Source organism: Parvularcula oceani (genome assembly GCF_000733125.1).
In the GTDB taxonomy this organism is placed as follows: domain Bacteria; phylum Pseudomonadota; class Alphaproteobacteria; order Caulobacterales; family Parvularculaceae; genus Parvularcula; species Parvularcula oceani.
This window is the reverse complement of sequence record NZ_JPHU01000008.1, coordinates 69,404-92,141: the sequence shown is the minus strand read 5'-3', so window position 1 is coordinate 92,141 and position 22,738 is coordinate 69,404. Positions and strand designations below refer to the sequence as shown.

The window sequence follows — 22,738 nt, the reverse complement described above, 5'->3', positions numbered from 1 at the left end:
CCGGGGGTCTGGCGACACCCCTGATTTCGCCTGCGTGTCAGCGGCGGCGCGCGATGCGGCGCACTTCCTCCTCGACCTTCTCCTCCACGATGCGCGGCAGGTTCCGGTCGAGCCAGGCGTCGATCATCGGGGCGAGCATGGCCTGGACCATATCCTCGATCGTGTGGCTGGAGGACGAGGAGATGCGGACATTCTCCTCCAGCGTGCCGAAGGCGCTGGCGATCTTGCTCGCCGAGTTCTCGCTGATCGCGCTCTTCATGCTCTCGGCAGCGGCCTGGGTCAGCGGCTTCAGCGCTTCTGCGGCGCGGCTGGCATCCTTGCGCGCTTCGGCTGCGGGCTGTTCGACGGGCCCTTCGTCATAGGTCGAATCGTGCACCTCGCCCTGCTCATGGGCGACCGCGGCGGACTCCATGGTCGAGCCGGAGCTCGGCTCGTCTTCGGGCAGCGGCGCGAAATCATCGAGCTCGTCCGCAGGCGCCTCCTGCTTCGCCTCGGGCGCGGCGGCCGCCTCGGGCTCGGGCTGGTCGTCCGCGCGCGCCTGCTCGCGGATCTGGGCCGCCGGTTCGCCGCCGGCCGCCTGCTCCTCGACCGCGGGCGGCGCCGGCGGCATGTCGTCCTCCTGCGCAGCGGCGGGCGGAGGCGATACGGCGGCGGGCTCGGAAGCGGACTGCTCCTCTTCGTCCGCCTCGTCGTGGAGCTTCAGCGTCTCGAGACGGCGCCGGACAGGCACTTCGGCCGGGGCATCGTCTTCCTCGGAGATGATCCGACGGATCGACGCCAGGATCTCGTCCATGCTCGGTTCGGTCTGCGCGCTCGCCATGCCGCTGTCGTCCTCGTTTCGTCCTGACGCACCATTCCCGTGTTCGGCCGCCCCTGCAAGAGCGTTTCGCGTGGCGCGTGTAGCTGACCTCTCCCGTCAACCTTGGTTAAAATACAAAGCCTTCAGAACGGTTAAAGCCCGGTAAAACCCCCGCCGGCCGGGACTCGAAGAGCATTCGGCGGCCGAAACTTTCCCCAGAACGGGTAAACAGCGTCGCATGGCCGAGGTCCCAGCGGTCCATCATGATCGTGACGAGGCGCCCGACATCGGGCTTGAGCTGTCCGAGCAGCGTGTCGAGGTTCTCCTCCACGGCGCCCTCGATGATGATGACATCGTATGGCCCCTGTTTCGGGCAGCCCTGAGGCAGCGGCTCGTTCACCATGACGGCATTGTCGATGCCGAGCGTGGAGAAGTTCTCGGAGGCCTTGGCGCAGACGTCCTCGTCCTCCTCGACGCCGACGACCATGCCGGCGAGGCTCGCCATGACCGCGCTCGAATAGCCGAAGCCGCAGCCGACATCGAGGACGAGATCGCCCTCCTGGATGTTCGCGGCATGGATCAGCTTGGCCATGTCCCGCGCCTTGAGCAGCCAGCGGCCGTCGAACAGGGGCACGTCGCGGTCGACATAGGCGAGCGCGCGCCGGTTCGTCGGCACGAAGAGCTCGCGCGGTATGGTGTTCATCGCCTGCTGCAGACGCGGATTCGTCACGTCATTGGGCCGGACCTGGCTGTCCACCATGTGCTTGCGGGCGCGGGCTGTGTCCATCACTCGTCCTGATCGCGTTGAGGGTCTGAGGGGCCGCACTAGCGGAGCCCGCCGCAATTGGGAAGCGAGAGCGCCTTTGGCTTTGACGGCGCGCTCGCGCCGGGCTATCGAGCGCTTCGCACCACCTATGGATGGCCTCGTGGCGGAGTGGTGACGCAGCGGCCTGCAAAGCCGTGTACGCCGGTTCGATTCCGGCCGAGGCCTCCACTCCCCCTCCCCGATCCACATGACAAATTCGCGAAGAATCTGCCGCTGCGGCCTTGCGCCCTCTTTGCGGGCTTCCAATGTCTTTCTCGATTAACGATAAAGAATGGAATTGGCCCTATGAGCGGGCGCGGTTTGCAACCGGTGGAAAGCCGGACGACAGGAGGCGGGGCAGCGTGAGCGGCAAGTCGAATATCAGGACGGTGCGGCGCCTGCTGATGGGCGGCGGCGCCCTCGCGCTCGCAGGCTGTGCCACGATCGACGTGGAAGAGCCGATCGCACCGGCCGAAATCCCCGGCGACTGGGCGGCGGTGTCCGACGCCTTCGCGCCGGCCGGCTCGCGGCCGGTGACCGAGGACTGGCTCGAAGAGCTGTCCGATCCCACCGTCACGCCGCTCGTCGCCGAAGCCATCGCCTATAACAACAACCTCGCCGCCTCCGCCGCGCAGGTCCGCGCCGTGCTGGCGCAGGCCCGCATCCAGCGCGCCAGCCTGCTGCCGCAACTCAGCGCGGGCCTCAACGCCAGCAGCACCCGCACGCCCGGCGGCGCATTCGCCACCACCGGCCCGAACGGCGAGATCATCACCGGCACGGCGGGGCCGAGCTCTTCGGACAGCTACAGCCTCGGCTTCAACGCCTCGTGGGAGCTCGACCTCTGGGGGCGCCTGACCGACACGACCCGCGCTGCCTATCTCGATGCGGAGGCGCAGGAACTCGACTTCGCCGCGGCGGCGCTGTCCATCGCGGGCGGCACGGCGCAGAGCTTCTACCTGCTCACCGAAGCGCGGCTGCAGCGCGAGCTGGCCGAGCGCGACGTGGAGGCCGGCGAAGCGAATCTCAACATCATCGAGCGGCGCTATGACCGCGGAATCTCCACCAGCCTCGACGTCCGCCTGGCCCGCGCCTCCCTCGCGCAGTCGCGCGCGCAGCTGATCGCGCGGGAGCAGTCCGAGCGCGAAGCGGCGCGGCAGCTCGAAGTGCTGCTCGGCCGCTATCCGGCTGCCTCGGTCGCCGTTTCGGACGCGCTTCCCGAATTGCGCACCCTCGTGAGCGAAGATGGCGGAGTGGTCGGCCTGGGCGGTCCCGAAGACCTTCTCTTCCGCCGCCCCGACGTCCTGGCGGCGGAACGCCAGCTCCAGGCGGCGGGCCTGCGGGTTTCCGCCGCGCGCAAGGCGCTCCTGCCGACGCTCCGCCTGTCGGGCAGCGCGGACAACCGCTTCGACACGGCCTCCAACATCACCTTCGACCCCGACGACGTGGTCGCCCAGCTGATCGGCAGCCTCGTCCAGCCGCTCTTCCAGGGCGGCCGGATCCGCGCCTCGATCGCTGCGCAGAAGGCGCAGATGGAGGCGGCGCTGCATGTCTATGCCCAGACGGTGCTCGAAGCCTATCAGGAGGTCGAGGACGCCGTCGCCGCGGAGCGCCTCCTCTCCGCCCAGCAGGCCGCCCGCCGCCTCGCCTTCGAGGAGGCCGTCGCCGCCGAAGAACTGACCGAGCGTCAATATCTCAGCGGCACGACGAACATCTTCAACCTGATCAGCGCCCAGCAGCGGCGCATCGCCAACGAGTCCCAGTTCATCGCCGCCAGCCGCGCCCGCCTGACCAACAGGATCGGGCTCTATCTGGCGCTCGGCGCCCCCTTCACCGTACCCGCGGCGCTGGTGTCCTCGGATGATCCCGCCGCCCTGCCGGTGCGGGAGGACAGTTTTAGAATCGGCCTGACGGGCCGTGGGAGAGACCGGTCATGAAGCGCAAGATTCTCGTCATCGCCGTCAGCCTGGCCGTCCCGGTCGGCTTCTTCGTCCTGATCAGCGTATTGGGGAGCATGCGGCCCGAGCGGGAGCGCCAGGAGGCCGAGACGCAGGCCCCCGCGGTCTTCGTCGAGGACGCCGAGTTCGAGCCCGTGGCCCTCAAGGTCTATACGCAGGGCGAAGTCGAGCCTCGGCGGGAGATCCAGCTGACCTCCCAGATCTCGGGTGTGATCACCGAGGTCTCCGACAGCTTCGCCGATGGCGGCGTGTTCGAAGCGGGCGAAGTCCTCGTCCGGCTGGAGGACGCCGATTACGAACTCGCCAAGACCCGCGCCGAGGCGCAGGTCGCCCAGGCGAGCCAGGCCCTTGCCATCGAGCAGGCCGAAGCGGCGCTTGCCCGCCAGGATTACGAGGAGCTGGCCGGCGGTGAAGGAACCCCCTCCGGCCTGACCCTGCGCGAGCCGCAGCTCGCCCGGGCCGAAGCGGAATTCGAGAGCGCCAAGGCCAATCTGCGCGATGCCGAGCTCGCCCTCGAGCGCACAACCATCGAGGCGCCCTTCGCCGGCCGCGTCCGCTCGATCGGCGCCGATGTCGGCCAGTTCGTCAGCCCCGGCACTCAGCTCGGCCAGGTGTTCTCGACCGCCGCGGTCGAGATCCGCCTGCCGCTGACCGATGCCGACCTCGCCCGGCTGGACCTGCCGCTCGCCTTCACCGGCGAAGGACCGCGTGTGAACCTGTCGACTAGCGTGGCCGGCGCCCTGCGCGAGTGGGAGGGCCGGATCGTGCGGGTCGACGCTGCCGTCGATCCGACGACGCGGCTGATTTCCGCCATTGCGCGGGTCGATGACCCCTACGGCGCCAATGCCGATGACGGCTTTCCGCTGGCGGTCGGCCTCTTCGTCGACGCGGTGATCGAGGGGCCCGCGCTCGACCGCGCCCTCGTCCTGCCGCGCCTCGCGGTTCAGGATGACGGCACCGTTTATGTCGTCGACGAGGAGAACCGGCTTCGCCGCCGCGAAGTGACCGTCGCCGCCCGCACGCCGGAGGGCGTGATCGTCACCGCCGGCGTAGAGCCGGATGAGAGGGTTGTGGTCAGCCGCCTGCCGACCGCTGTCGGCAATGTCGTCCGGCCGCTCAGCGCGGATGAAGCCGCGGCCAGCGAACCCGCAGAAGACGAAGCCGAGGCCGGCGGCCTGCAGGCTGATCGCCGCCGGGCCAATAGCGGACGTGCCGCCAACGCAGGAGCGAACTGATGAACGGCCTCATCGCCTGGTGGGCGCGTAACGGCGTCGCCGCCAACCTCCTGATGATCCTGATCTTCATCGTCGGTCTGATGCAGTTCGCCACCATCGACCGGGAGGCCGAGCCGAGCCCGCCGCTCAGCTTCGTCGACATCTCCGTCTCCTGGCCCGGCGCCGGACCGCGCGAGGTCGAGGAGCAGATCGTGATGCGGATCGAGGAGGCGCTCGCCGATCTCGACGGCATCAAGGAGATGCAGGCGACCGCCACCGAAGGCTATGCCAATGTCTTCATCGAGATGCGCGATGACGGGCGCAGCTTCGAAGGGTTCCTGAACCAGGTGAAGGCCCGCGTCGACGGCGTCAGCAACATGCCGCAGGACGCCTTCCCGCCGGTCGTGCGCCAGTTCATCCTGGAGCGGCCGCTCTCCTTCATCACCTTCAGCTCGGCCCTGCCGGACCGCGAGCACAACCGCCTCGCCCGCGAGATCCGCGACGAGATCGCCGCCCTTCCCGACGCCACGCCGCTCGTCGACATGTATGGCGACCGCGCCGAAGAAGTCTCGATCGAGGTCTCAGAATCGGCGCTCCGCCGCTACGGGCTCACCTTCGACGATATCGCCCAGGCGATACGCGCCTCCTCGATCAACCGCGCGGCGGGCACGATCACGACGGATACCGGCGGCATCGCTCTGGGCATCCGGAACCTCGCCGATACGCGAGCTGAATTCGAGCGCATCGTCGTGCGGCAGAACCGCGACGGCAGCGTGATCACGGTCGGCGATGTGGCCACGGTGATCGACGGCTTCACCGAGGCCCGCTTCCGCTCGGAAGTCGACGACCAGACCGCCATCACCATCGTGCCGCGCGCGTCGGGCCGCCTGAACATCGTCACGGTCTCGAAGGCCATCGAGGATTATGTCGAGGCGAAGCAGGACGAGCTGCCGCCTTCGGCGAAGCTCTTCATCACCTATGACACGGTCGAGGACTATCGCAGCCAGATGGAGCTCGTCGGCTCCAATGCCTTTGTCGGCCTCATCCTCGTCCTGATCGTCCTCACCCTGTTCCTTCGTCCCGTCGTCGCCGCATGGGTCGCCGCCGGCATCGCCATCTCCTTCATCGGGACGTTCATCTTCCTGCCGACCGCAGGCGTGACGCTGAACTTCCTGTCGCTGTTCGGCATCCTGCTCGTCATCGGCATCGTGGTCGACGACGCGCTCGTCGTGGGCGAGAGCATCCACCGCCAGACGGAGCGCGGGCGGACCGGCCTGACCGCCGCCGTGCTCGGCACGCAGATCGTGGCCAAGCCGGTGCTCTTCGCCGTCCTGACGACGATGATCGCCTTCGCGCCCTTCATTCTCATTTCGGGTCCGACGGCGGAGTTCACCAAGCATATCGCCTGGCCGATCATCTTCGCCCTCTCCTTCTCGCTGATCGAGAGCTTCCTGATCCTACCCTCGCACCTGTCGCACATGAAGGAGCCCAAGCAGGAGAGCCGTTTCGCCCGCTTCCAGGCCGTCTTCGCCAACGGCATGGTGAGTTTCGCCAAGCGGTTCTACCGGCCCCTGATCATTCAGGCCGTGAAGTTCCGCTACATCACGGTCTTCACCTTCCTCGGCCTCTTCTGGCTGTCCGTGGCGCTGCTCCAGCAGGGCTGGGTGCCCTTCTCGTTCCAGCCGGAGGTCGAAGGCCGCTCCATCGTCCTCGACATCACGCCGCAGGAAGGCTCGCCCTATGCCCGCAACGTGCAGATCTTCGAGATCGTCAGCCAGGCGGTCGACGAGCTGCGCGAGGAATATGAGGAAGAGATCGGCCGGGACATCATCGTCTCCAAGCGCCTGCGCGTCAGCGAAGGCGGCGTGAATGCCCGCATCATCCTCACCGATGCGGACGAGCGCGGCATCGCGACCAGCACGGTGGGCGACCGCCTGCGCGAGCTGATCGGCGATATCCCCGATGCCGAGGATATCAGCCTGAGCACGGCCGCCAACGAGGATGCGGGCCGGTTCTATGCCTCGATCGAGGCGGATTCGCTCGATGCGCTCCAGGATGCCGCCAACGACATCAAGGACTACCTGCGCACCGTGCCCGAGCTCTACGACGTTCGCGACAGCCTGCAATCGCCCAATGACGAGCTCCAGTTCACCCTGAAGCCCGGCGCCGAGCGCTTCGGCATCACGCTGGCCGAAGTGTCCCGCCAGGTGCGGCAGGCCTATTTCGGCGAAGAGGTCCAGCGCCTGCCGCGCAGCGGCGAGGATGTCCGCGTCATGGTGCGCTATCCGCGCGAGGTCCGCGAATCCCTCGAGAGCCTCGACAATCTCCGGATCCGCACGCCCGATGGCCGGCAGATCCCCTTCTCGGCCGTCGCCGATACGGAGTTCAGCCCGGGCCTCAACCGCATCCAGCGGGTCGACCGGCAACGCTCGGTCAGCATCTTCGCCCGCATGGCGGCCGATGCCGATCGGGGCGCGATCCAGTCCGACTTCTACGGCGAGTTCGCGCCGGACTGGCAGGACCGGCACCCGGGCGTCACCCTGACGCGGCGCGGCGCAGGCCAGGAGCAGGACGAGTTCTTCAGCCAGGTCCTCGCGCTATACGGCATCGCGCTGTTCGCGATGTACATGCTGCTGGCCATCGCCTTCGGCTCGTATTTCCAGCCGATCCTGATCATGTCGGCCATTCCCTTCGGCTTCATGGGCGCAATGTTCGGCCATGCGCTGACGGGAACGGATTTCGCCATGTTCTCGGTCTTCGGGATCGCGGCGGCCGGCGGGGTGGTCGTGAATGACAACCTCGTCCTCATCGACTATGTGAACAGGCTGCGTGACGAGGGCGCCGGTGCCTTCGCAGCGCTCGTCGAGGCGGGCACGGTCAGGTTCCGGCCGATCATTCTCACCTCGCTGACGACCTTTGTCGGGCTCGTTCCGATCCTGCTCGAGCAGTCGGTCAATGCGAAGTTCCTGCAACCGATGATCATCGCGCTCGCCTTCGGCGTCTTCTTCGCGCTGTTCGTCACGCTGATCTTCGTTCCGGCCCTCTACGCCGTCGGCATCGACATCGCCCGGCTCTACAAGTGGGGCTGGACGGGCACCAAGCCGCCGAGCCTCGGCGATGGCGCGAGCCAGGAAGAGCTTCCCGATATCGAGCGGGACCATTCCTATCCCGGCCAGGCGCCGCAGCCCGCCGAGTGAGCGGCGGCGTTAAGGCCTCTTTAACCAAGGCGGCGACATCGTGGCGATGTTGCTGAGAGCAGGCAGCAACTCATAACGCACTCCCCCAAATGCGGCCCCGCCCAGCTCCCGGGCGGGGCCGTTCCGTTTGGAGCCGTAGCGGGCGATTGCCGAGAACAGAGGTCTTCCCCCCTCTTTCGCGGCGCTGGATCGAAGCGCGCCGGCCGGCAGGCGCAGAGCGCCGCGCCTATCCCGGCTTCCCGCCCGAACCGGCGCAGGCCGAACGCGCCCGCCTCGGCCCGCAGGGGCGGACAAGTGGATCGACGTCATGAATGAAAGAAGGAATGGCTCCCCAGGCCGGACTCGAACCAGCGACAAAGCGGTTAACAGCCGCTTGCTCTACCAACTGAGCTACTGGGGATCACCAGTGAGCAGCGTCTAACAAAGCCGGTTTGGCGAATCCAGAGGAAAACGGCACGAAATGCGCTCCTCGAACAAAAAGAAGGCGCTCCCGGGGGAGCGCCTTCCGATCATGGTCGCATTCGCGGCGGAGGGGCTCAGCCCGCCTCCGTCTCAGGCTCTTCTTCGGCCGGAGCCGCGGGCGTGGCGGCCGTGCCGTCCACCAGCTGCTCCGCCGTGACGCCCGCTTCAACCTGCGCGATGAGCTCGCGGCACTGCGAGACGGTCTCGTCATCCGCGCCCGACGCGCCGCCGAGGTCGATCACGTCGAGAATGGATTCGCAGCGATCGATCTGCTGCTCCTGACGCTCGATCGCCTGGAGGCGTTCGACTTCGTCCTGGCGCCGCTCGGTGTCGATGATGGCGTTGATGTACTGGATCCATTCCTGCGCCGCCGGGGCGGAGGAGCGGAACCGGGTCGCCTGGCGGAACGCGTCCTTGGCGTTCTGACGGCCCTGCGGGCTCTCGCTGTCGAGCGAGAAATAGGCGGAGCCGATCAGCGTGTAGATATTGCCCTGCTCATCGGCCGAGAGACCGCCAGCATTGAGAGCCTGCCGCAGCGCCCGGATAGACTCCTCGAACTGCTCATCGGCCAGATAGCTCTGCCCCAGCTGATAATAGAGCTCGCCGTCATCGGCGAGGCCCGCGGCCTCGGTGAGGATGTCGATCGCCTGATCCTGCTCACGGGCCTGCGTCCAGAGCTGGCTCAGCAGCTTGAGATTGCCCAGATCGCGTTCGACATTGCCCGCGGCCATTTCCTGCTCGAGCATCTGTGCCCCGCGATAGGGGTTGTCGAGTTCCGAATAGAACTGGGCGAGCGCGACGATCTTCGGCTCGTCGCTGATGATGCCGGCGCGATAGGCCGCTTCGAGCGTGGCGAAGGCGTCCCGGATGCGGTCGGCGGCCGAATAGCTGCCCGAAAGCTGGACCCAGTAGGATTCCACCTCGGGGAAATATTCGACCATCTGCTCGAGAAGCTGCCCGCGCTCCGCGGCCAGGCCGAGCTCCGAATAGATGAGGTTGAGAAGGTCGTAATAGCGCTTCTCGCGCTTCTCATCGAGGCGCAGCGCCGTCTCCGCGGGCTCTCGCGCGCCTTGATAATCCTCGAGCTGGATCAGCGCGCCGGCGAGGATGAAGTAGTCGTTCGCGGTCGCCTCCTGCGGCGACTGCTGGATGAAGTCGCGCATGAAGCGCACGGCTTCCTGGAAGTTCTCCTGCGAGTAGTGCAGCTGCGCGACGTTCCGCCGGATCTGGATCAGGCGGTCCGAGGGAAGGGCATCGAGCCGCAGGACCTGCGTGTAGTCCTGAAGAGCCTGCTCCACGTTTTCGAGCTGATAGTTCAGGCTGCCGCGGATCTCGAGCACGGTGGAGCGGTCGAAGGGCGGCAGATCCCGCCGGAGCAGGTCATTGATCTCAGCCAGCGCCTCCTGGAGGCGGGGCGGCTCTTCATTGGCGAGGTTCAGCGCCTCGTTCAGCTGCTGTCCGGTCCGCTGCTGCAATGTCTGGCGAGAGCGGCGGCGGTCCTCCTCCTCGCTGACCTGCGCGGCGGCGGACGTGACGGGGGCGGAACCGACAGTCAGGGTCGCGCCAAGGGCGACGCCGAGGGCCGTCGCGGAAAGGAAGTGTCGCATACTCAACATCTCTATCTACGGACCCGGTGCCGAAGCCGCGAAGCGAAGCGGCTTCGGCGTAAGGGTGATCGGAGCTCTTACTCGGAGCCGACCTGGAACTTGATCGTCGTGCGAACGCCACGGCGCCATTGCTGCTCGCCATCGACGATCTTCGGCTGGTACTTCCACTTTTCGGCCGAACGGACCGCATAGCGATTGTAGCAGCTATCGGTGGAATCGACGACTTCCACATTGGTCACCTGACCTTGCGGGGTCACGTCGAAGGCCAGCGCGACGACTTCGGTCGCGGCGCGATTGCCGATGCAGCGCTCGAAGCCCTGCGGCGGAACGCGGACGAGCGGCTGCGCGTCGCGGTCGGGGTTGAAGGCCGTGCCGATGTCGATATCGGCTCCGAAATCCGGCGCAGCCGCCTGAACGCCTTCGACGGCAGGTTCGAAATTGGCGCGGTCGATCGCCGGCGGCGGGGGCGGCGGCTGGTCGAGCTCGGGGCGCTCGAACCGCTTCTGGTTGCGGATCTCGGTGTCCTCGATCTGGCGGGAGATCTGGATCGAAACGGGATCCTTCTCCTCGCCCAGATTGATGACGTCCACCTTGATCAGGCCGTACATCAGAAGGAAGAGCGCGCCGACGACCACGAAGGCGACGGGTACGCCGATCAGAACTCGAATTAATGCACCCATGGCGTTTCTCCTTAAGCGGCTTCGGTTGAGACGGCGACGTCGGCGACACCGGCGTCCTTGACCTGCTGGAGCACTTCGAGAAGCACGCGCGACTTGGCACCCTGATCGGCCTGGATCACGGCGTTGCCGCGGGGCGTCTCCCGACGCAGTTCCTCGACCCGGAAGCGGACCTCGTTGAGGTCGACCTGCTCCTGGTTGATGAAGATCTCGTCATTGGCGCTGATGCCGACGAGCACGGCAGGGCTCTGCTCTTCCTGCGTGACAGCGAGCGGTCGCTCGGGGTCGATGCCCGGCTCCTTGATGAAGGTCGAGGTCACGATGAAGAAGATGAGCATGATGAAGACGATGTCCAGGAGCGGCGTCACGTTGACGTCGTCATCCGCACCGCCTGTCGGTCCTCTGACTGGTCTTCTTGCCATGTTTGGTCCTCATGATGGCCGCGCCCTCTTCGGCTGCGGCGTCTGGTCCGGAAGGAGGCCGCGCGCCTGCGGCCTCCTCGTTCTTACATCTCGCCCTGAAGGGCGACGGTGATCCGGCCATAGGCTTCCGGACCGCCGGCATCGCGCGCCTGGTCGAGCACGGTGATGGTCGTGCCGGTTTCCGATTCCGGAGCCGCCGAGACGATGACGACGCCTTCGGGCTCGGAGGCGAGGAACTCTTCCACCACCGGCCTGGTCGACCGCGGATCGATCAGGCGGACATCGTCCACCAGGACGAAGCCGTCTTCCTGCACCGTCAGCAGCAGGCTCGGCGGCGGCGTCGTCTCCTCGTCCTGAGGCGACGGCTCCGGCAGGTTCGGCGAGATCCCCTCTTCGAACACGAACGTCGCCGTGACGATGAAGAAGATCAGCATGATGAACACGATGTCCAGGAGCGGCGTCATGTTGACGTCGGCTTCTTCCTCGCCGTGTCTCATTCGTCTGCGCATCGAAAGCTCCTAGTTGAACGCCAGGCGATCCGAGACCGAGGAAATGGTCTTTTTCGCCTGCCGGTCGAGAATGTTCATCGCGAGGATGCCGGAAAGAGAAGCCACGAGACCGGCCATGGTCGGGATCGTCGCCTTGGTAATGCCGCCAGCCATCAGGCGGGCGTTGGACGAACCGGTCACGGCCATCACGTCGAACACCTCGACCATGCCCGTCACCGTCCCCAGAAGGCCAAGGAGCGGCGACACCGCCACCAGCACCTTGATCAGACCGAGATTGGACGTCGCGGTCAGCTTCACCTCGGAGATCAGCTTCTCCCGGATCGCGTGCGCATACCAGGAGGTGTGATCTGTCCGCTCGTCCCAGGCATTGATCGCCCGCTTGCGCACATTGCCGTTGGCGGTGCTGAAATAGATGAGGCGTTCAACGATGAGCGCCCACATCACGAACGTCGTGATCATGATCACGAAGAGCACATTGCCGCCGGCCTCGAGGAACGCCCGGATATTGTCGGCGGCATCCGCCGGATTGAAGACCTCCAGCATAGCTGGTCCTCCTTTTTCGGGCGCGGCCCGCGGGTCGTTAGACCCGCGACTCCGCGTGCTCTGCGATCATTCCGGCGGATTGCTCCTCCAGAATATTGGTCACGCTGCGCGCCGTGCCGCTGGCAAAGGCGTGGAGCAGCAGAAGCGGGATCGCCGCGATCAGGCCGAGCACCGTGGTGATCAGGGCCTCGGAGATACCGCCCGCCATCAGCTGGGGGTCGCCCGTGCCGAACAGCGTGATCGCCTGGAAGGTGTTGATCATGCCGATAACGGTGCCGAGCAGGCCGAGCAGCGGCGCGACAGCGGCGAGCACCTTGAGCAGGTTCAGGCCGGATTCGAGCCGGGGCACTTCCTTCATCACGGCATCGTCGAGCTTGAGAGCCATGGTCTCGGTATCGGCCGCAGTGTTCGACTCATAGGCCATCATGACACGGCCCAGCGGGTTCGACTTGGACGCGCTCTTCTTGCGCATCTGGCTGCGGACCTTCGCCGCCGTCATCAGGAGCGTGATCCACTTATAGAGGCCGAGAAGCAGGCCGATGATCAGAACGCCGATGATGACCTGACCGACGAGACGGCCCTGCGCGATGCGCTCTTCGAGGGTCGGCGTCTCGATCACGAGGCCGAGGAGCTGGCCGAGCGAGGGGTCGATCGTGCCTTCGACATAACCGTCGCCATCATAGCCCTGCACGCGGCGGGCGTTTTCGACGGCATCACCACCGGGCTGCCGGGGCAGCTCCGTCAGGCGCGTGCCGGTCTCGGTCGAAGCCATGGTGTAGTAGCTGCCGCCAGCGAAGGCCGAGAAAGGACCGATCCTGGTGATCGTTTCCTGCGTCGTCTCGCCTGCGGCATTGACCACGGTGGCGGGGAAGGTGGCTGTCTTCGACTGCGCCACGATTTCCTGCAGCATGGTCAGATAGAGGTTCTGGAGCTCCTCTTCCGAAGGCAGCTGCTCGGACTGCGCAAGCTCTGACAGCTGCTGCGCCCGGCCGGGATATTGCGCCGAGATGATCGACTGGCGCAGCTGGGCTGCGAGGTCGCCGGCTGCCGAGCGGGCGGCACCGAAGAGCTCGCCGAACTCGCCCTGACGCTCCTGCAGCGTGTTCTGCAGCTCCTCGATGCGGGCTTCATTCGTCGCGAACTGCTCGTCGAGAGCGTCCGAACGCGCTTCTTCCTGCTGCACCTCGGCCACGACCTGGCTGAGGCGGGCCTGCTGCTGGTCACGCTCCTGAAGGAAGCGCGCCTCGCGTTCGCGGTTGACCTCGGCCGCCGCGCGGCGCTCTTCGCGCGCTGCCCGGAGCACTTCGTCGAGCGACGTCTGCTGGGCCGATGCGACGCCCGTCATGGCCGCCGCACAGACCGCACCGGCCATAATGCCGGTCTTGAGAGACTTGAACATCTTCATTCTTCCGAACCCTTCTCGATTACTCGCTGACCTCGACCGGCGCCGTCGTCGGCACGGTCAGCAGGCCCGGAGGCGTCTGTTCCTTCGCCATGCGAAGGCCCTGGCGGATATTCGGCAGGAAGCTCATGTCGAGATCCTCGAACTGCCCGGTGTCGCGATTGTAGATTCGCAGGATGGTGTCGTCGGCGTTCTTGTAGACGAGCGCCAGGCGCCCGATCCGCAGGAACTCGACGGTCAGCTCCTCGCCACCATTGTCGACGACGCCGTTATAGGCCTCCATCGTGCGGCCGTATTCGTTCTCGATCTGGAAGGCCTCGATCAGCAGGCGGTAGCGCGAGGCCGGCGTCTGCGTGGAATCGGCCATGACCGTGCGCAGACGGTCCAGGCGCTCGGCCCGCTCTTCGGCGAGGAAGGGAATGTCCGCCGCGATCAGCGCTTCGAGCTGCTGCAGCATCTCTTCCATCAGCGGCGTGACCGCGCGCTGGAGGCCCTGGATGTTCTCGACGTCCTGCTCGAGTCCGCGAATGTCGGCCAGCTGGTTCTGAACCTCACGCTCACGCGTGACGTTGAAGCGCCGCAGGAGATCCCGCTGCTTCAGGTTCGCCCGATACTCGCCGAGGAGTTCAGAGGCCTGATCATCGAGCTGCTCGACGCGCTGCTGGCTGGCACTGCCCTCATCGACGGTCTGCTGTGCCACGTCGAGCGCCTGCCGAAACTGCGCGGCCGCGGGAGTCGTACCCACGACCGCAAGCAGGGCCACCGACCCCAGGAGTGCGCTTGTCTTCATCATCTGCTCACCTACCGGATGCTTCCGTATCTGTTCGGCCGAGCGGCCCTTGCTGCGCGTCCCGGAGGACGCCTTACAAAGTTGACCCGTCCGCGTTCGCCTGCCGCGTCGTGGAATGACTCGCAGCGAGCGCAAAACCGTTTTTGGGGCGAACCCCGTACCAACCCGAAATCGATGATCGAGTGAAACTTTCTGAAATGCAACGTCTAAAGGCGACGCCGCTTCCATCCCTCTCAAGTCTCGACCGGGTCGCTGCGCAGAGAGGCGCAAGAGGTTACGTGTGTCAACCACATCGCGCGCACCCTATCACGTGCAGGTGGGACGCGAAGTGACGGTTTCGACAAGTAATACCGCCGACAACACGCTGAACTGCGGTCGCCATTTCGTGTTTATGCTGCACTGCACACAAGCAGGTCGACGGCTTTCTCGCCGCTCGACTTAACCTTGCGCGACCGCCGGCGAGCAGCCTGCGTCCGGACCCGCGAGAATGTGAAGGAGATGGCTGGGGTGGTAGGATTCGAACCTACGATACACGGTACCAAAAACCGCTGCCTTACCACTTGGCTACACCCCAAGACGGCCGCCTCACTATCCGCTCGCGATCGGCATTGCAACGCCCTTTCGGCCAAGTTTTCTAGGAGTTGCCAAGCGCGATTCCCGGCGCTAGAGGCGCACGGATCGGAGTGTAGCTCAGCCTGGTAGAGCACTGTCTTCGGGAGGCAGGGGCCGGAGGTTCGAATCCTCTCACTCCGACCATCATCCCGGCCGCCGGACCCGCGCTCCGGCAAACCCGACCCACCGAAAGAGGAGGCGCAGATGTTCCGCCAGCTCGAAGAGGGGGTCGCCGTCTCCCCCCAGATCAGCATCGACGACGTCCAGGAGGCGAAGCGCCTCGGTTACGGCACGATCGTGTGCAACCGGCCGGACAATGAAGATGCGGGACAGCCCTCGGCGGCCGCGATGGAAACGGCGGCGCAGGATGCCGGGCTTTCCTTCCTGCACGTGCCGGTCGGGCCCGACGGCGTCCACCCGCAGCACATCGATGCGATGGCGGCGGCGCTCGAAGCCCCCGGCAAGACGCTGGCCTATTGCCGCTCGGGCACGCGTTCCGCGACGCTCTGGGCGATGGCCCGCGCGCGAGGCGGCGCGGAGGTGGATGGCCTGATCGAGGCGGCGAAGGCGGCAGGCTACGACCTGTCGGCGCAACGGAATGCGCTGCTCGCCCTTCAGTGATGATTCCCTTCATTCGCGAATTCGAATTCGCCTATGGGAAGCCCGACAGGCTCAGCCCGCTCGTTCGGCGGGTGATCGCGAACAATCCGGGGCCGTTCACCTTCACCGGCACCGGCACCTATCTGGTCGGTGATTCGCGCGGCGTGATTCTGCTCGATCCCGGCCCGGACGATCCCGCCCATGCCGAGGCGGTGCTGGCGGCGGCGCCGGGGCCCATCCGGCATATCCTCGTTACCCACACCCACCGCGATCATTGCGCCGGCACCCGGCGGCTCGCGACGCGGACCGGCGCCCCGGTCAGGGCGTTCGGAGCCCACCCCTCCCCGCCAGCCAGAGCGGCGCCGGCGCTCGACGAAGGCGCGGACTTCGCCTTCGAGCCGGACGGGATCCTTCTTGACGGAGAGAGTGTGACGGTCCCCGGCGCCGCGCTCAAGGCGGTGCACACGCCCGGCCATATCGGCAACCATCTCTGCTTCGCGCTCGAGGAGGAGCGGGCCCTGTTCACGGGCGATCACGTCATGGGCTGGGCAACGACCGTCATCGCGCCGCCCGATGGCGACATGGACGCCTATATGGCGAGCCTCGAACGGCTGCGGCTGCGTGACGAGCGCATCTACTACCCGACGCATGGCGCGCCGATCGAAGATCCCCTGCCCTTCGTGGAAGCCGTGCAGAACCATCGCAGGGCGCGGGACGCGGCCTTTCTGGCGGTGCTCGCGAGCGGCCCGGCCAGCGCCGGCGAAATCGTGCCGCAGGTCTATGAGGGTCTCGATGCCGCCCTGCGCCCGGCGGCCGCTCTCAATGTCGCCGCCCATCTCGACGCGCATGTGAAAAGGGGCCGCGCGAGCAAGGACTCGGCCGGACGCTACAGCCTCGCCTAGGCGGTCTTGTCCGCGGGCTCTCCCAGGCGCAGGGCCCGTCTGGTCGCGACGATCAGCGCGCGCTGCTTGTCATTGGGCGGGGCTTGCGTGCTCGCGACTTCTTCGAGCATGGCCAGCAGTTCCTTCATCTCGTCGAGGGTGCACCGCTCGCGAATCGGACGGAGCAGCCGCGGCAGCGCATCGGCGGCATCGCCCGTCTGCCCGATCGCCATCCGCCCGAAAGAGAAGAGCCCCTCCGCCTCGGCCTCGTCGGACCCGAAGGCCTTCCGCATGAGCGCCGTGATGACCCGCTTGTGATCGAGGGAGACGTGCCCCTCGTAAGCAGCCTGCTGCACCAGCAGGATGGCGGCGGCGTCGCGGGGATCCGACAGCGTCTCGACGAGGCGGCGCCGGGAGCGCGCTGCCGATTCGCGCCGGGCGAAGAATCGCCGGGCCTGCCTTGCCAGAACGAAGGAGAGAACGAGGAGCGCGAGAAGGAGGAGGAGCTGCATGGCGCGTCCTCAGATTTCCTGGCCGCGCGTTTCCTTGCGGAGCCGGTCGGCCCGCTCCCGCACCCCGTCCATATGCGGATTGATCAGCAGCGCCTCGCGATAGCGTTCGAGCCCCGCCTGCTTGTCCCCTGCCTCGACCGCCAGATCGCCCAGCCTGGCGAGGGCGACGTAATGCCGGGGCTCGAGGCGCAGCGCTTCGGCATAGGCGCGCGAGGCGCCGCCTCCGTCGCCGAGCGCAGAGCGGACATGCCCCGTCAGGATCCAGCCCTCCGCATAGCTCGGGGCGAGGCCGTTGATATGAGAAGCGAGAACCGCCGCGAGATTGGGATCTTCGGCGTTCAGGGCATCGACGGCCCTTTCGAACAGGACGGCGATGCCGCTTTCCGGCGCACGATACCAGAGCGCCTCGATCCGGGCCTCGGTCTCGGCTGCATCGCCTTCGGGCGCCTGCAACTGCGCGAACAGGTCATCGAGCGCCGGCTCGTTCTGATCGGCAGCGGCAGGGATGAGCGCGGCGGCGCTCGATGCGCCCAGGACGAGGGGAAGGAGGAAGGCCCGCATTCCTGCGAAGATAGCAGGGATCGGGCCGAAGCCCAATGCGGCCTCAGCCCTGGCGGGCCTTGAAACGCCGCTGCGTCTTGTTGATCACGTAGATGCGACCCTTACGGCGCACGACGCGGCAGTCGCGATGCCGGTTCTTGAGCGATTTGATCGAGCTGCGGACTTTCATGACGGGCCTGCGCTGAGCGGTTGAAAAAAGAACGCGCCGATTAAGGGGACGGACCGCTCCGGTCAAGCCTTCTCCGGCGTTTCGGCATTTTCTTCCCGCCCGTCATCCGTATCGGTCCGGTGCTCGAACCAGCGCAGGCCGCCCAGCACGACGAGCGTGATCGCCGCCGTCACGGCGGCGGCCGGATAGTAGCCGAAGCCGCAGGCCACGCCGATGGCGCCGGCCATCCACATGCCCGCCCCTGTCGTGAGGCCGACCACCCTGCCGCCCTGGGAGATGATGGTTCCGGCAGCCAGGAAGGCGACGCCGGAGGTGACGGCGCTGATGATGCGGATGGGATCCGCCACGACCTTATCGTCCACGGTCAGCGAGAGGCCGATCTCGGTGGTGATGATGGCGAGAAGAGCGGCAGCCAGCGCGGTCAACATATAGGTGCGCAGGCCCGCGGGGCGGTGCCGCCGCTCCCGCTCGAGCCCGAGCAGCGCCCCGAGCACACCCGCCGCCAGCAGGCGGGTGCAGATGGTCGCGAGGCCGAGCGCGCTCGGGGCATGTCCGGGAATATCGATGGCGGCGCCTCGTCTTGTTGCGGCAGCGCGTCAGGCCTCGTGCCATAGCGGGACACCCGCCATCGGCGCCGGGGACCGGGCGCCGGCGGCTCAGGCCGCCTTGCTCGCCTCCGCATAGGACAGGCATGCCGCCGTGCGAAAGGCCCGCATGGCGAGACGGCGGCGAGCGACCTTGTCCGGATGGTCGCCGATCATGTCCCGCGCCTTGGCGGCCACGGCGCCGAGCTTCGGCGCAGGCAGGAGGTCGGCGGCGTGGTCGACGGCGTCGAGCGCCCGGATCCAGTCCTCGTCCGACGCCTCCGCTCCGACGCCGCGCAATGCCGCATCGGCCTGCCGAACCCAGTTCGACCACAAACGGCAGGCGAGGCCGGGTTCGGCCATGTTCAGAATGCTCAGGTCGTTGCTCATGCTGTCCTCGACTGGCTTGCGCTTCGTTCACGGCGATGGCGTGCAAACGCCGCGCCTCGCCGATGCCGTTCGCGTGATCTAACCTGCCGAAAATCAAGGTCCTTTTGGGGCATGGTTAACGGGCATTAGCCATGACGGCGCTCATGTCTGGACGCGGAGGCCCGGCTGTTCCTATGCCTGCTGCATGGTCCTCCCCTCTTTCCTGGCGGCCCTCGCCCTCGTTGCCACCCATCTTTTCGCCCATCACCTCAAGGCGCTGGACGGCGTTCCGCGCTCGCGATGGCTCTCGGCCGCAGGCGGCGCCTCGGTCGCTTATGTCTTCCTGCATCTTCTGCCCGAGATCGCGGCGGGACAGCGCGAGGCGCTGGTCGAGGTCGGGCTTCTCGAGGAAAGCCTCGCCTGGATGCTGGCCCTGACCGGCCTCGTTCTCTTCTATGCGCTCGAAACGATGGTGCGGCGCAAGCGGCGCGATCCCGAACCGTCGCTGAACGAAGAAGAAGCGCCGCGGACAGGAACGTTCTGGGTGCATCTTTCCAGTTTCGGCCTTTACAACGTGATCGCCGGCTACCTCCTCACCCAGAGCGAGGGACGCACCGAGCTGACCCTCCTCTTCTTCACCCTCGCCCTTTCCCTGCATTTTCTCGTGACCGATTACGGCCTCCGCGAGGATCTGAGCGCGACCTGGAGACGGATCGGGCGCTGGGCGGTCTCGCTGGCGCTCCTTCTGGGCTGGGCCGCCGGGATCCTGACGCATCCGCCGGAGCCGCTGATCTTCGGCTTCGTCGCCTTTCTGGGCGGCGGGATCATCCTCAACGTCCTCAAGGAGGAGCTGCCGGAGGAGCGCGACAGCCGCATACTCCCCTTCATCGCAGGCGCTGCCGGTTATTCGGGCCTCCTCCTCATCGCCTGAGACGGCGGGACAGCCCGCGCCTTGCGAAGAGAGGCGTCCCCGCGCGGGACGGCCCGGGCCCGCCGCCCTGCCAATGCAGGAGAGTTGACCCGCCCCTTGCGCTGGGGCACGACACGCGCCGTGCCCCTATAGCTCAGCTGGTAGAGCAACTGATTTGTAATCAGTAGGTCGTTCGTTCGAGTCGGACTGGGGGCACCAGACCAATCAATAACTTAGCGCCGGTCGCCCAAGTGCACTGCGGCAGTGTGCTACCACCCTGCTACCATCACACCCTCTATGGCAGCAGAAACGTCACCATCCGCCGCTGATCGGCTTCCGCCGGTGCGATTGGAAAGATGGGGGCTCCGATAGCTATGGTTGCAGTCACGGCCGGTCTTGTAGCTCGGCAGTCCGAGACAGAATAGAACAAATATCTAGCTCTACTTCAAACTGAGTTAGACGGCCCGCAGGATTCACCTTATCATATCTGTCAATCTCTTTATCCGCGCGGCGGGGTGCGAGAAGTAGTGAGCAGGAATTCGGTCAGCGTGGAAGACGACACCGGCCAGAAGAGCGGCGAAAACAGCCGCCCCTATGGCGGCACGCGTTCGAACGCTTTCAATATGCGCGTCCTCAACGATGCCATCATGGCGCACTGTCACCACGGCGACGGCTGGCGAGAGGGTCACGGCCGCCAAGCTTCCAACGCCGCGTTGATGGCGATGAAAGGGCTTGAGCCGGATGGTGCGCTGGAAGGCTTGTTCGCCGCTCAGATCGTGATGGCGCATGCTGCAGCAGCCGAATGCTATCGCCGGGCCGCCCTACCCGATCAGACTTTCGAAGGTCGGCAGATGAACCTCTCACAAGCAGCGAAAGCAGCCCGCACCTTCGGCGCAATGGCGGAAGGATTGAGAAAAGCACGCGGACCGAACAGCCGCCAAACGGTGCATGTGCATCACCATCACCACGACAACCGCACCCAGGTATCGGCTGGCACAGCACACCTCCACGCAGCTCACAGCGAGCAGGAGGGGGAGGATTTCATCGGTGAAGGCGTACAACCCCATGCACGGCAGGCAGCGCTCGCACATGAGCCGGGCTGCCCTGCCCCCGCTGCTGACCTCGGCACCTCTATGCGGTGCGAAGACGAGACACGGGAGGCCCTGCCGGTCGCCAGCGATCCAGGGGAAGAAGAGGTGCCGGATGCACGGCGGGAAGAGCCCCGGCGCACCGAAAGGCAAGGCCAAGGGGAACTATAGCACCGGCTGTCACACGAGCGAGGCGGTGGCGCTGCGGAAGCACATAACGCAGCTAAGCCGCTGGGTCGCTGATGTTCATCGACAGCAGAAGTAGGCGAGTGCCGACTGTTAGGCCCTCGCTGGCCTCCCGGCCATAGGGGCGGACGCCGGTGAGAGTTTTCCTCAGTTACGCCTGGAGAAGCGGCGCGCCCCCGCCACTCCACTTAGCCCGGTCAGGAGGAACAGAGCGGCGCTGGGCAGCGGGACCGCCTCGGCCAGCGTGACGGTGAACGTCAGGCCGTCGAACTGTGGCGCCGCCTGACCATCCGCCATGACGACGGCGACGAAGCTGTCCTGCACCGCGTCGAACGACAGCCCGTAGGAGAAGGTGGCGCTCATATAGTCGCTGCTGTCGGAGAAGACCCACCACGACGGCTGCGCATCGAAGCCGTTCCGCAGGCCGCTCGTGTCGAGCGCGGTGAAGCTGGGGTTCTGCGGATCGTTGCCGAGCCAGAACTGCTCGCCAAACAGCGTGCCGATCGGCAGCGTCAGATCCTCGATGTAGCCGTAGACGCTGAGGTCTTCAGTGGTGCCGTCGCCGAGCGGGCGGTTGATCACCGTCGCGACCTCGGGATCGAAAGTGAACTCGGTCGTGCCGATCACTTCGCCGTTCTGTGTGGCGGTGATCTCGCCGACATAGGGCGCGGCGAGGGCCGTTCCGGTGGAGATAAGAGCGAGCGCACACGTGGCGGCGCACGCAGAGCGTGCTACCTTAAGAATCGTCATGGGGCCTCCCGAACAGGCATCCGTGGCAAGGCGCGGCGGGGCGGGTCAGAACCCCCCGCGCCCCTAACCCTTTAGACACTATGGCGACTCTGTGGCGAGACAAGCGGTGTCTGCACCTCGCTAGCCAGCGTTCACCCGCGCCCGACTGCGCATCGATTTGCCTCGGATAAGGCTAGCATTCCTACCATTGCGGAGCAGCCAATCCTGAATAGAGATAGGCAGTGACGGACGACGAACTGCTACCTCTGCCGCCTCCCCCACCTGGCAAACTACCTGTGTCTGAAGAGAGGGGACGACAAGTTTTCTTCAAGCCCAATTTCGTCCGAAACCGAGGGATGGCTTACGAGGCACCTTTTATCGTTTATCAGTACACTGGTCCAAGATAAGGGACACGTTGTCCCAAATTAGGGCCAGCATTTTAGCACCGCCACACTGTTAGAGGGTACTCCACCGCAGATGGCAGGGCCACAACTTTTCCGATTGCGGACCAGCAGGTTATCATTACTGCACATCCTGCTTCAGTTTTCGTCCCTCGATACCTACAATGATGCCACGCCAATTACAGGAGTCACTTGCGTGTATATCGCTGTATGCGACAGCCATGATTGGGAGGGCATGCGCCGAGAGGACCACCTAGACGCAGAGCTAGACCTCGAAGCGCATGTCGCAACGTATCCAGACGAAGAGCATGATGGGCTACGGATCAGCTCTCTTGAGACGAGCACAAAGGTAGATAGTAAAAACGAAGAAAACGGCAGTACCCATGTGCGGTGCAACCGGCAGAATTGTCGCTGGCACCGCGATATCAATTCCTTCGTTTTAGGAGAGAATGGAGGATGGGTGCGGGTCAAAGCAATTTGGGAGAACGTCTTCGACGTTTCTATTACATGCAATAGTGCTAGCGGAAATTCCTATATATTCAGCGATCAAGGGAAGCTGATTGGGGCCGGACAGACCATGACTCTACCACCGGGTGAGTATACGATTACTCCTCGTCTGCGTTGGGTTAGTGGACCATCGCTGCCGCAGTACAATACTTTTACAGCCTTTGTTTCATGGTTCCAAAACGGATGAGGAAATACTGCGGACGTGCCTTGCAGGAATTCTTGTGTCCTGATTAATGATGTCTCATAG

At 65.7% G+C, this 22,738-nt stretch carries 24 protein-coding genes, 5 tRNA genes and 1 pseudogene; 12 read left to right on the top strand and 18 right to left on the bottom strand.

Annotation, left to right across the window (positions count from 1 at the left end):
- Positions 1 to 37: 37 nt before the first annotated feature.
- The 3 genes and pseudogenes from IE88_RS18965 to IE88_RS0110040 all read right to left on the bottom strand — a co-directional run bounded on the left by IE88_RS18965 (position 38) and on the right by IE88_RS0110040 (position 1,586).
- The gene (locus IE88_RS18965; RefSeq protein WP_420330133.1) at positions 38 to 259 is read right to left on the bottom strand and encodes a DUF2497 domain-containing protein; all 222 of its coding nucleotides are present in this window, start codon (positions 257 to 259) and stop codon (positions 38 to 40) included.
- Between the two features lie 471 nt (positions 260 to 730).
- A pseudogene (locus tag IE88_RS18960) lies at positions 731 to 820 on the bottom strand (DUF2497 domain-containing protein); the annotation flags it as partial.
- A 106-nt stretch (positions 821 to 926) separates the two neighbouring features.
- The gene (locus tag IE88_RS0110040) at positions 927 to 1,586 is read right to left on the bottom strand and encodes a protein-L-isoaspartate O-methyltransferase family protein (RefSeq protein WP_031553884.1); all 660 of its coding nucleotides are present in this window, start codon (positions 1,584 to 1,586) and stop codon (positions 927 to 929) included.
- Positions 1,587 to 1,719: 133 nt separating this feature from the next.
- On the opposite strand from IE88_RS0110040, the gene IE88_RS0110035 reads away from it, so the two are divergent.
- The 4 genes from IE88_RS0110035 (at position 1,720) to IE88_RS0110020 (ending at position 7,970) form a co-directional block, all read left to right on the top strand.
- Positions 1,720 to 1,793: transfer RNA gene (locus tag IE88_RS0110035), tRNA-Cys, on the top strand.
- A gap of 173 nt (positions 1,794 to 1,966) precedes the next feature.
- Positions 1,967 to 3,538 (top strand): efflux transporter outer membrane subunit, encoded by a 1,572-nt coding sequence (locus IE88_RS0110030; RefSeq protein WP_051881876.1) that lies wholly within the window; start codon positions 1,967 to 1,969, stop codon positions 3,536 to 3,538.
- Positions 3,535 to 4,794: an efflux RND transporter periplasmic adaptor subunit gene (locus IE88_RS0110025; RefSeq protein ID WP_036767015.1), complete on the top strand. Its 1,260-nt coding sequence runs from the start codon at positions 3,535 to 3,537 to the stop codon at positions 4,792 to 4,794. The genes IE88_RS0110030 and IE88_RS0110025 overlap by 4 nt, the downstream gene beginning before the upstream one ends.
- Entirely contained in the window at positions 4,794 to 7,970 is a 3,177-nt protein-coding gene (locus IE88_RS0110020) for an efflux RND transporter permease subunit (RefSeq protein WP_036767014.1), read from the top strand. Before IE88_RS0110025 ends, IE88_RS0110020 begins: the two co-directional genes overlap by 1 nt.
- Before the next feature lie 324 nt (positions 7,971 to 8,294).
- Here IE88_RS0110020 and IE88_RS0110015 read toward each other — a convergent pair.
- The 9 genes from IE88_RS0110015 to IE88_RS0109975 form a co-directional block, all read right to left on the bottom strand.
- A tRNA-Asn gene (locus IE88_RS0110015) sits at positions 8,295 to 8,370 on the bottom strand.
- 136 nt (positions 8,371 to 8,506) lie between these two features.
- Positions 8,507 to 10,039, bottom strand: a complete 1,533-nt coding sequence (locus tag IE88_RS0110010) for a tetratricopeptide repeat protein (protein ID WP_031553875.1) — start codon at positions 10,037 to 10,039, stop codon at positions 8,507 to 8,509.
- A 77-nt stretch (positions 10,040 to 10,116) separates the two neighbouring features.
- Positions 10,117 to 10,719 (bottom strand): energy transducer TonB family protein, encoded by a 603-nt coding sequence (locus tag IE88_RS0110005; protein ID WP_031553872.1) that lies wholly within the window; start codon positions 10,717 to 10,719, stop codon positions 10,117 to 10,119.
- A gap of 11 nt (positions 10,720 to 10,730) precedes the next feature.
- A complete protein-coding gene (locus IE88_RS0110000; RefSeq protein ID WP_031553869.1) occupies positions 10,731 to 11,138 on the bottom strand; it encodes an ExbD/TolR family protein in 408 nt (135 codons plus the stop codon).
- A gap of 83 nt (positions 11,139 to 11,221) precedes the next feature.
- A complete protein-coding gene (locus tag IE88_RS0109995) occupies positions 11,222 to 11,647 on the bottom strand; it encodes an ExbD/TolR family protein (RefSeq protein WP_031553866.1) in 426 nt (141 codons plus the stop codon).
- 9 nt (positions 11,648 to 11,656) lie between these two features.
- Complete coding sequence (locus tag IE88_RS0109990) at positions 11,657 to 12,190, bottom strand: MotA/TolQ/ExbB proton channel family protein (protein ID WP_031553863.1); 534 nt, start codon at positions 12,188 to 12,190, stop codon at positions 11,657 to 11,659.
- A gap of 37 nt (positions 12,191 to 12,227) precedes the next feature.
- Positions 12,228 to 13,589, bottom strand: a complete 1,362-nt coding sequence (locus tag IE88_RS0109985) for a MotA/TolQ/ExbB proton channel family protein (RefSeq protein WP_031553861.1) — start codon at positions 13,587 to 13,589, stop codon at positions 12,228 to 12,230.
- 25 nt (positions 13,590 to 13,614) lie between these two features.
- Positions 13,615 to 14,385: a DUF3450 domain-containing protein gene (locus IE88_RS0109980; RefSeq protein ID WP_051881870.1), complete on the bottom strand. Its 771-nt coding sequence runs from the start codon at positions 14,383 to 14,385 to the stop codon at positions 13,615 to 13,617.
- A 496-nt stretch (positions 14,386 to 14,881) separates the two neighbouring features.
- Positions 14,882 to 14,956 (bottom strand) — tRNA-Gln (locus IE88_RS0109975).
- A 105-nt stretch (positions 14,957 to 15,061) separates the two neighbouring features.
- Here IE88_RS0109975 and IE88_RS0109970 point away from each other — a divergent pair.
- The 3 genes from IE88_RS0109970 to IE88_RS0109960 all read left to right on the top strand — a co-directional run bounded on the left by IE88_RS0109970 (position 15,062) and on the right by IE88_RS0109960 (position 16,496).
- Positions 15,062 to 15,138 (top strand) — tRNA-Pro (locus tag IE88_RS0109970).
- A 60-nt stretch (positions 15,139 to 15,198) separates the two neighbouring features.
- Positions 15,199 to 15,615, top strand: coding sequence for a protein tyrosine phosphatase family protein (locus IE88_RS0109965; RefSeq protein WP_031553848.1), 417 nt, complete (start codon positions 15,199 to 15,201; stop codon positions 15,613 to 15,615).
- Positions 15,615 to 16,496: an MBL fold metallo-hydrolase gene (locus tag IE88_RS0109960; RefSeq protein WP_031553845.1), complete on the top strand. Its 882-nt coding sequence runs from the start codon at positions 15,615 to 15,617 to the stop codon at positions 16,494 to 16,496. Before IE88_RS0109965 ends, IE88_RS0109960 begins: the two co-directional genes overlap by 1 nt.
- On the opposite strand, the gene IE88_RS0109955 is transcribed toward IE88_RS0109960, so the two are convergent.
- From IE88_RS0109955 to IE88_RS0109935, 5 genes are all read right to left on the bottom strand, one after another.
- The gene (locus tag IE88_RS0109955; protein WP_031553843.1) at positions 16,493 to 16,987 is read right to left on the bottom strand and encodes a tellurite resistance TerB family protein; all 495 of its coding nucleotides are present in this window, start codon (positions 16,985 to 16,987) and stop codon (positions 16,493 to 16,495) included. The genes IE88_RS0109960 and IE88_RS0109955 overlap by 4 nt on opposite strands.
- Before the next feature lie 9 nt (positions 16,988 to 16,996).
- The gene (locus tag IE88_RS17375; RefSeq protein WP_051881868.1) at positions 16,997 to 17,548 is read right to left on the bottom strand and encodes a tetratricopeptide repeat protein; all 552 of its coding nucleotides are present in this window, start codon (positions 17,546 to 17,548) and stop codon (positions 16,997 to 16,999) included.
- A 43-nt stretch (positions 17,549 to 17,591) separates the two neighbouring features.
- Positions 17,592 to 17,717, bottom strand: coding sequence for a type B 50S ribosomal protein L36 (gene ykgO / locus IE88_RS0109945; protein WP_031553840.1), 126 nt, complete (start codon positions 17,715 to 17,717; stop codon positions 17,592 to 17,594).
- A gap of 62 nt (positions 17,718 to 17,779) precedes the next feature.
- A complete protein-coding gene (locus IE88_RS0109940) occupies positions 17,780 to 18,238 on the bottom strand; it encodes an MgtC/SapB family protein (RefSeq protein ID WP_420330132.1) in 459 nt (152 codons plus the stop codon).
- A 135-nt stretch (positions 18,239 to 18,373) separates the two neighbouring features.
- Positions 18,374 to 18,691 (bottom strand): hypothetical protein, encoded by a 318-nt coding sequence (locus IE88_RS0109935; RefSeq protein ID WP_031553837.1) that lies wholly within the window; start codon positions 18,689 to 18,691, stop codon positions 18,374 to 18,376.
- A gap of 184 nt (positions 18,692 to 18,875) precedes the next feature.
- Between IE88_RS0109935 and IE88_RS0109925 the strand changes: the two genes are divergently transcribed.
- The 4 genes from IE88_RS0109925 to IE88_RS18955 all read left to right on the top strand — a co-directional run bounded on the left by IE88_RS0109925 (position 18,876) and on the right by IE88_RS18955 (position 20,933).
- Positions 18,876 to 19,601: a hypothetical protein gene (locus IE88_RS0109925; RefSeq protein ID WP_031553835.1), complete on the top strand. Its 726-nt coding sequence runs from the start codon at positions 18,876 to 18,878 to the stop codon at positions 19,599 to 19,601.
- A 122-nt stretch (positions 19,602 to 19,723) separates the two neighbouring features.
- A tRNA-Thr gene (locus IE88_RS0109920) sits at positions 19,724 to 19,799 on the top strand.
- Positions 19,800 to 20,128: 329 nt separating this feature from the next.
- Positions 20,129 to 20,839: a hypothetical protein gene (locus tag IE88_RS18165; protein ID WP_156032551.1), complete on the top strand. Its 711-nt coding sequence runs from the start codon at positions 20,129 to 20,131 to the stop codon at positions 20,837 to 20,839.
- On the top strand, positions 20,760 to 20,933 hold the full coding sequence (locus IE88_RS18955; protein WP_420330131.1) for a hypothetical protein: 174 nt from the start codon (positions 20,760 to 20,762) through the stop codon (positions 20,931 to 20,933). The genes IE88_RS18165 and IE88_RS18955 overlap by 80 nt, the downstream gene beginning before the upstream one ends.
- A gap of 68 nt (positions 20,934 to 21,001) precedes the next feature.
- Here IE88_RS18955 and IE88_RS0109910 read toward each other — a convergent pair whose 3' ends face one another.
- Positions 21,002 to 21,604: a VPLPA-CTERM sorting domain-containing protein gene (locus IE88_RS0109910; RefSeq protein ID WP_031553831.1), complete on the bottom strand. Its 603-nt coding sequence runs from the start codon at positions 21,602 to 21,604 to the stop codon at positions 21,002 to 21,004.
- 576 nt (positions 21,605 to 22,180) lie between these two features.
- Here IE88_RS0109910 and IE88_RS18160 point away from each other — a divergent pair.
- Positions 22,181 to 22,678: a hypothetical protein gene (locus tag IE88_RS18160; protein ID WP_156032549.1), complete on the top strand. Its 498-nt coding sequence runs from the start codon at positions 22,181 to 22,183 to the stop codon at positions 22,676 to 22,678.
- Positions 22,679 to 22,738 lie beyond the last annotated feature (60 nt).

Bases quoted from the DNA above. Each gene is read 5' to 3' on its own strand.
- ykgO (WP_031553840.1), bottom strand. From the start codon at position 17,717: ATGAAAGTCCGCAGCTCGATCAAATCGCTCAAGAACCGGCATCGCGAC.
- IE88_RS0109980 (WP_051881870.1), bottom strand. From the start codon at position 14,385: ATGATGAAGACAAGCGCACTCCTGGGGTCGGTGGCCCTGCTTGCGGTC.
- IE88_RS0109965 (WP_031553848.1), top strand. From the start codon at position 15,199: ATGTTCCGCCAGCTCGAAGAGGGGGTCGCCGTCTCCCCCCAGATCAGC.
- IE88_RS0110020 (WP_036767014.1), top strand. From the start codon at position 4,794: ATGAACGGCCTCATCGCCTGGTGGGCGCGTAACGGCGTCGCCGCCAAC.
- IE88_RS0109925 (WP_031553835.1), top strand. From the start codon at position 18,876: ATGGTCCTCCCCTCTTTCCTGGCGGCCCTCGCCCTCGTTGCCACCCAT.
- IE88_RS0109955 (WP_031553843.1), bottom strand. From the start codon at position 16,987: ATGCAGCTCCTCCTCCTTCTCGCGCTCCTCGTTCTCTCCTTCGTTCTG.
- IE88_RS0110025 (WP_036767015.1), top strand. From the start codon at position 3,535: ATGAAGCGCAAGATTCTCGTCATCGCCGTCAGCCTGGCCGTCCCGGTC.
- IE88_RS17375 (WP_051881868.1), bottom strand. From the start codon at position 17,548: ATGCGGGCCTTCCTCCTTCCCCTCGTCCTGGGCGCATCGAGCGCCGCC.
- IE88_RS0109960 (WP_031553845.1), top strand. From the start codon at position 15,615: ATGATTCCCTTCATTCGCGAATTCGAATTCGCCTATGGGAAGCCCGAC.
- IE88_RS0110005 (WP_031553872.1), bottom strand. From the start codon at position 10,719: ATGGGTGCATTAATTCGAGTTCTGATCGGCGTACCCGTCGCCTTCGTG.
- IE88_RS0109995 (WP_031553866.1), bottom strand. From the start codon at position 11,647: ATGCGCAGACGAATGAGACACGGCGAGGAAGAAGCCGACGTCAACATG.
- IE88_RS0109910 (WP_031553831.1), bottom strand. From the start codon at position 21,604: ATGACGATTCTTAAGGTAGCACGCTCTGCGTGCGCCGCCACGTGTGCG.
- IE88_RS0110040 (WP_031553884.1), bottom strand. From the start codon at position 1,586: ATGGACACAGCCCGCGCCCGCAAGCACATGGTGGACAGCCAGGTCCGG.
- IE88_RS0110000 (WP_031553869.1), bottom strand. From the start codon at position 11,138: ATGGCAAGAAGACCAGTCAGAGGACCGACAGGCGGTGCGGATGACGAC.
- IE88_RS0109935 (WP_031553837.1), bottom strand. From the start codon at position 18,691: ATGAGCAACGACCTGAGCATTCTGAACATGGCCGAACCCGGCCTCGCC.
- IE88_RS0109985 (WP_031553861.1), bottom strand. From the start codon at position 13,589: ATGTTCAAGTCTCTCAAGACCGGCATTATGGCCGGTGCGGTCTGTGCG.
- IE88_RS0110010 (WP_031553875.1), bottom strand. From the start codon at position 10,039: ATGCGACACTTCCTTTCCGCGACGGCCCTCGGCGTCGCCCTTGGCGCG.
- IE88_RS18965 (WP_420330133.1), bottom strand. From the start codon at position 259: ATGAAGAGCGCGATCAGCGAGAACTCGGCGAGCAAGATCGCCAGCGCC.
- IE88_RS0109990 (WP_031553863.1), bottom strand. From the start codon at position 12,190: ATGCTGGAGGTCTTCAATCCGGCGGATGCCGCCGACAATATCCGGGCG.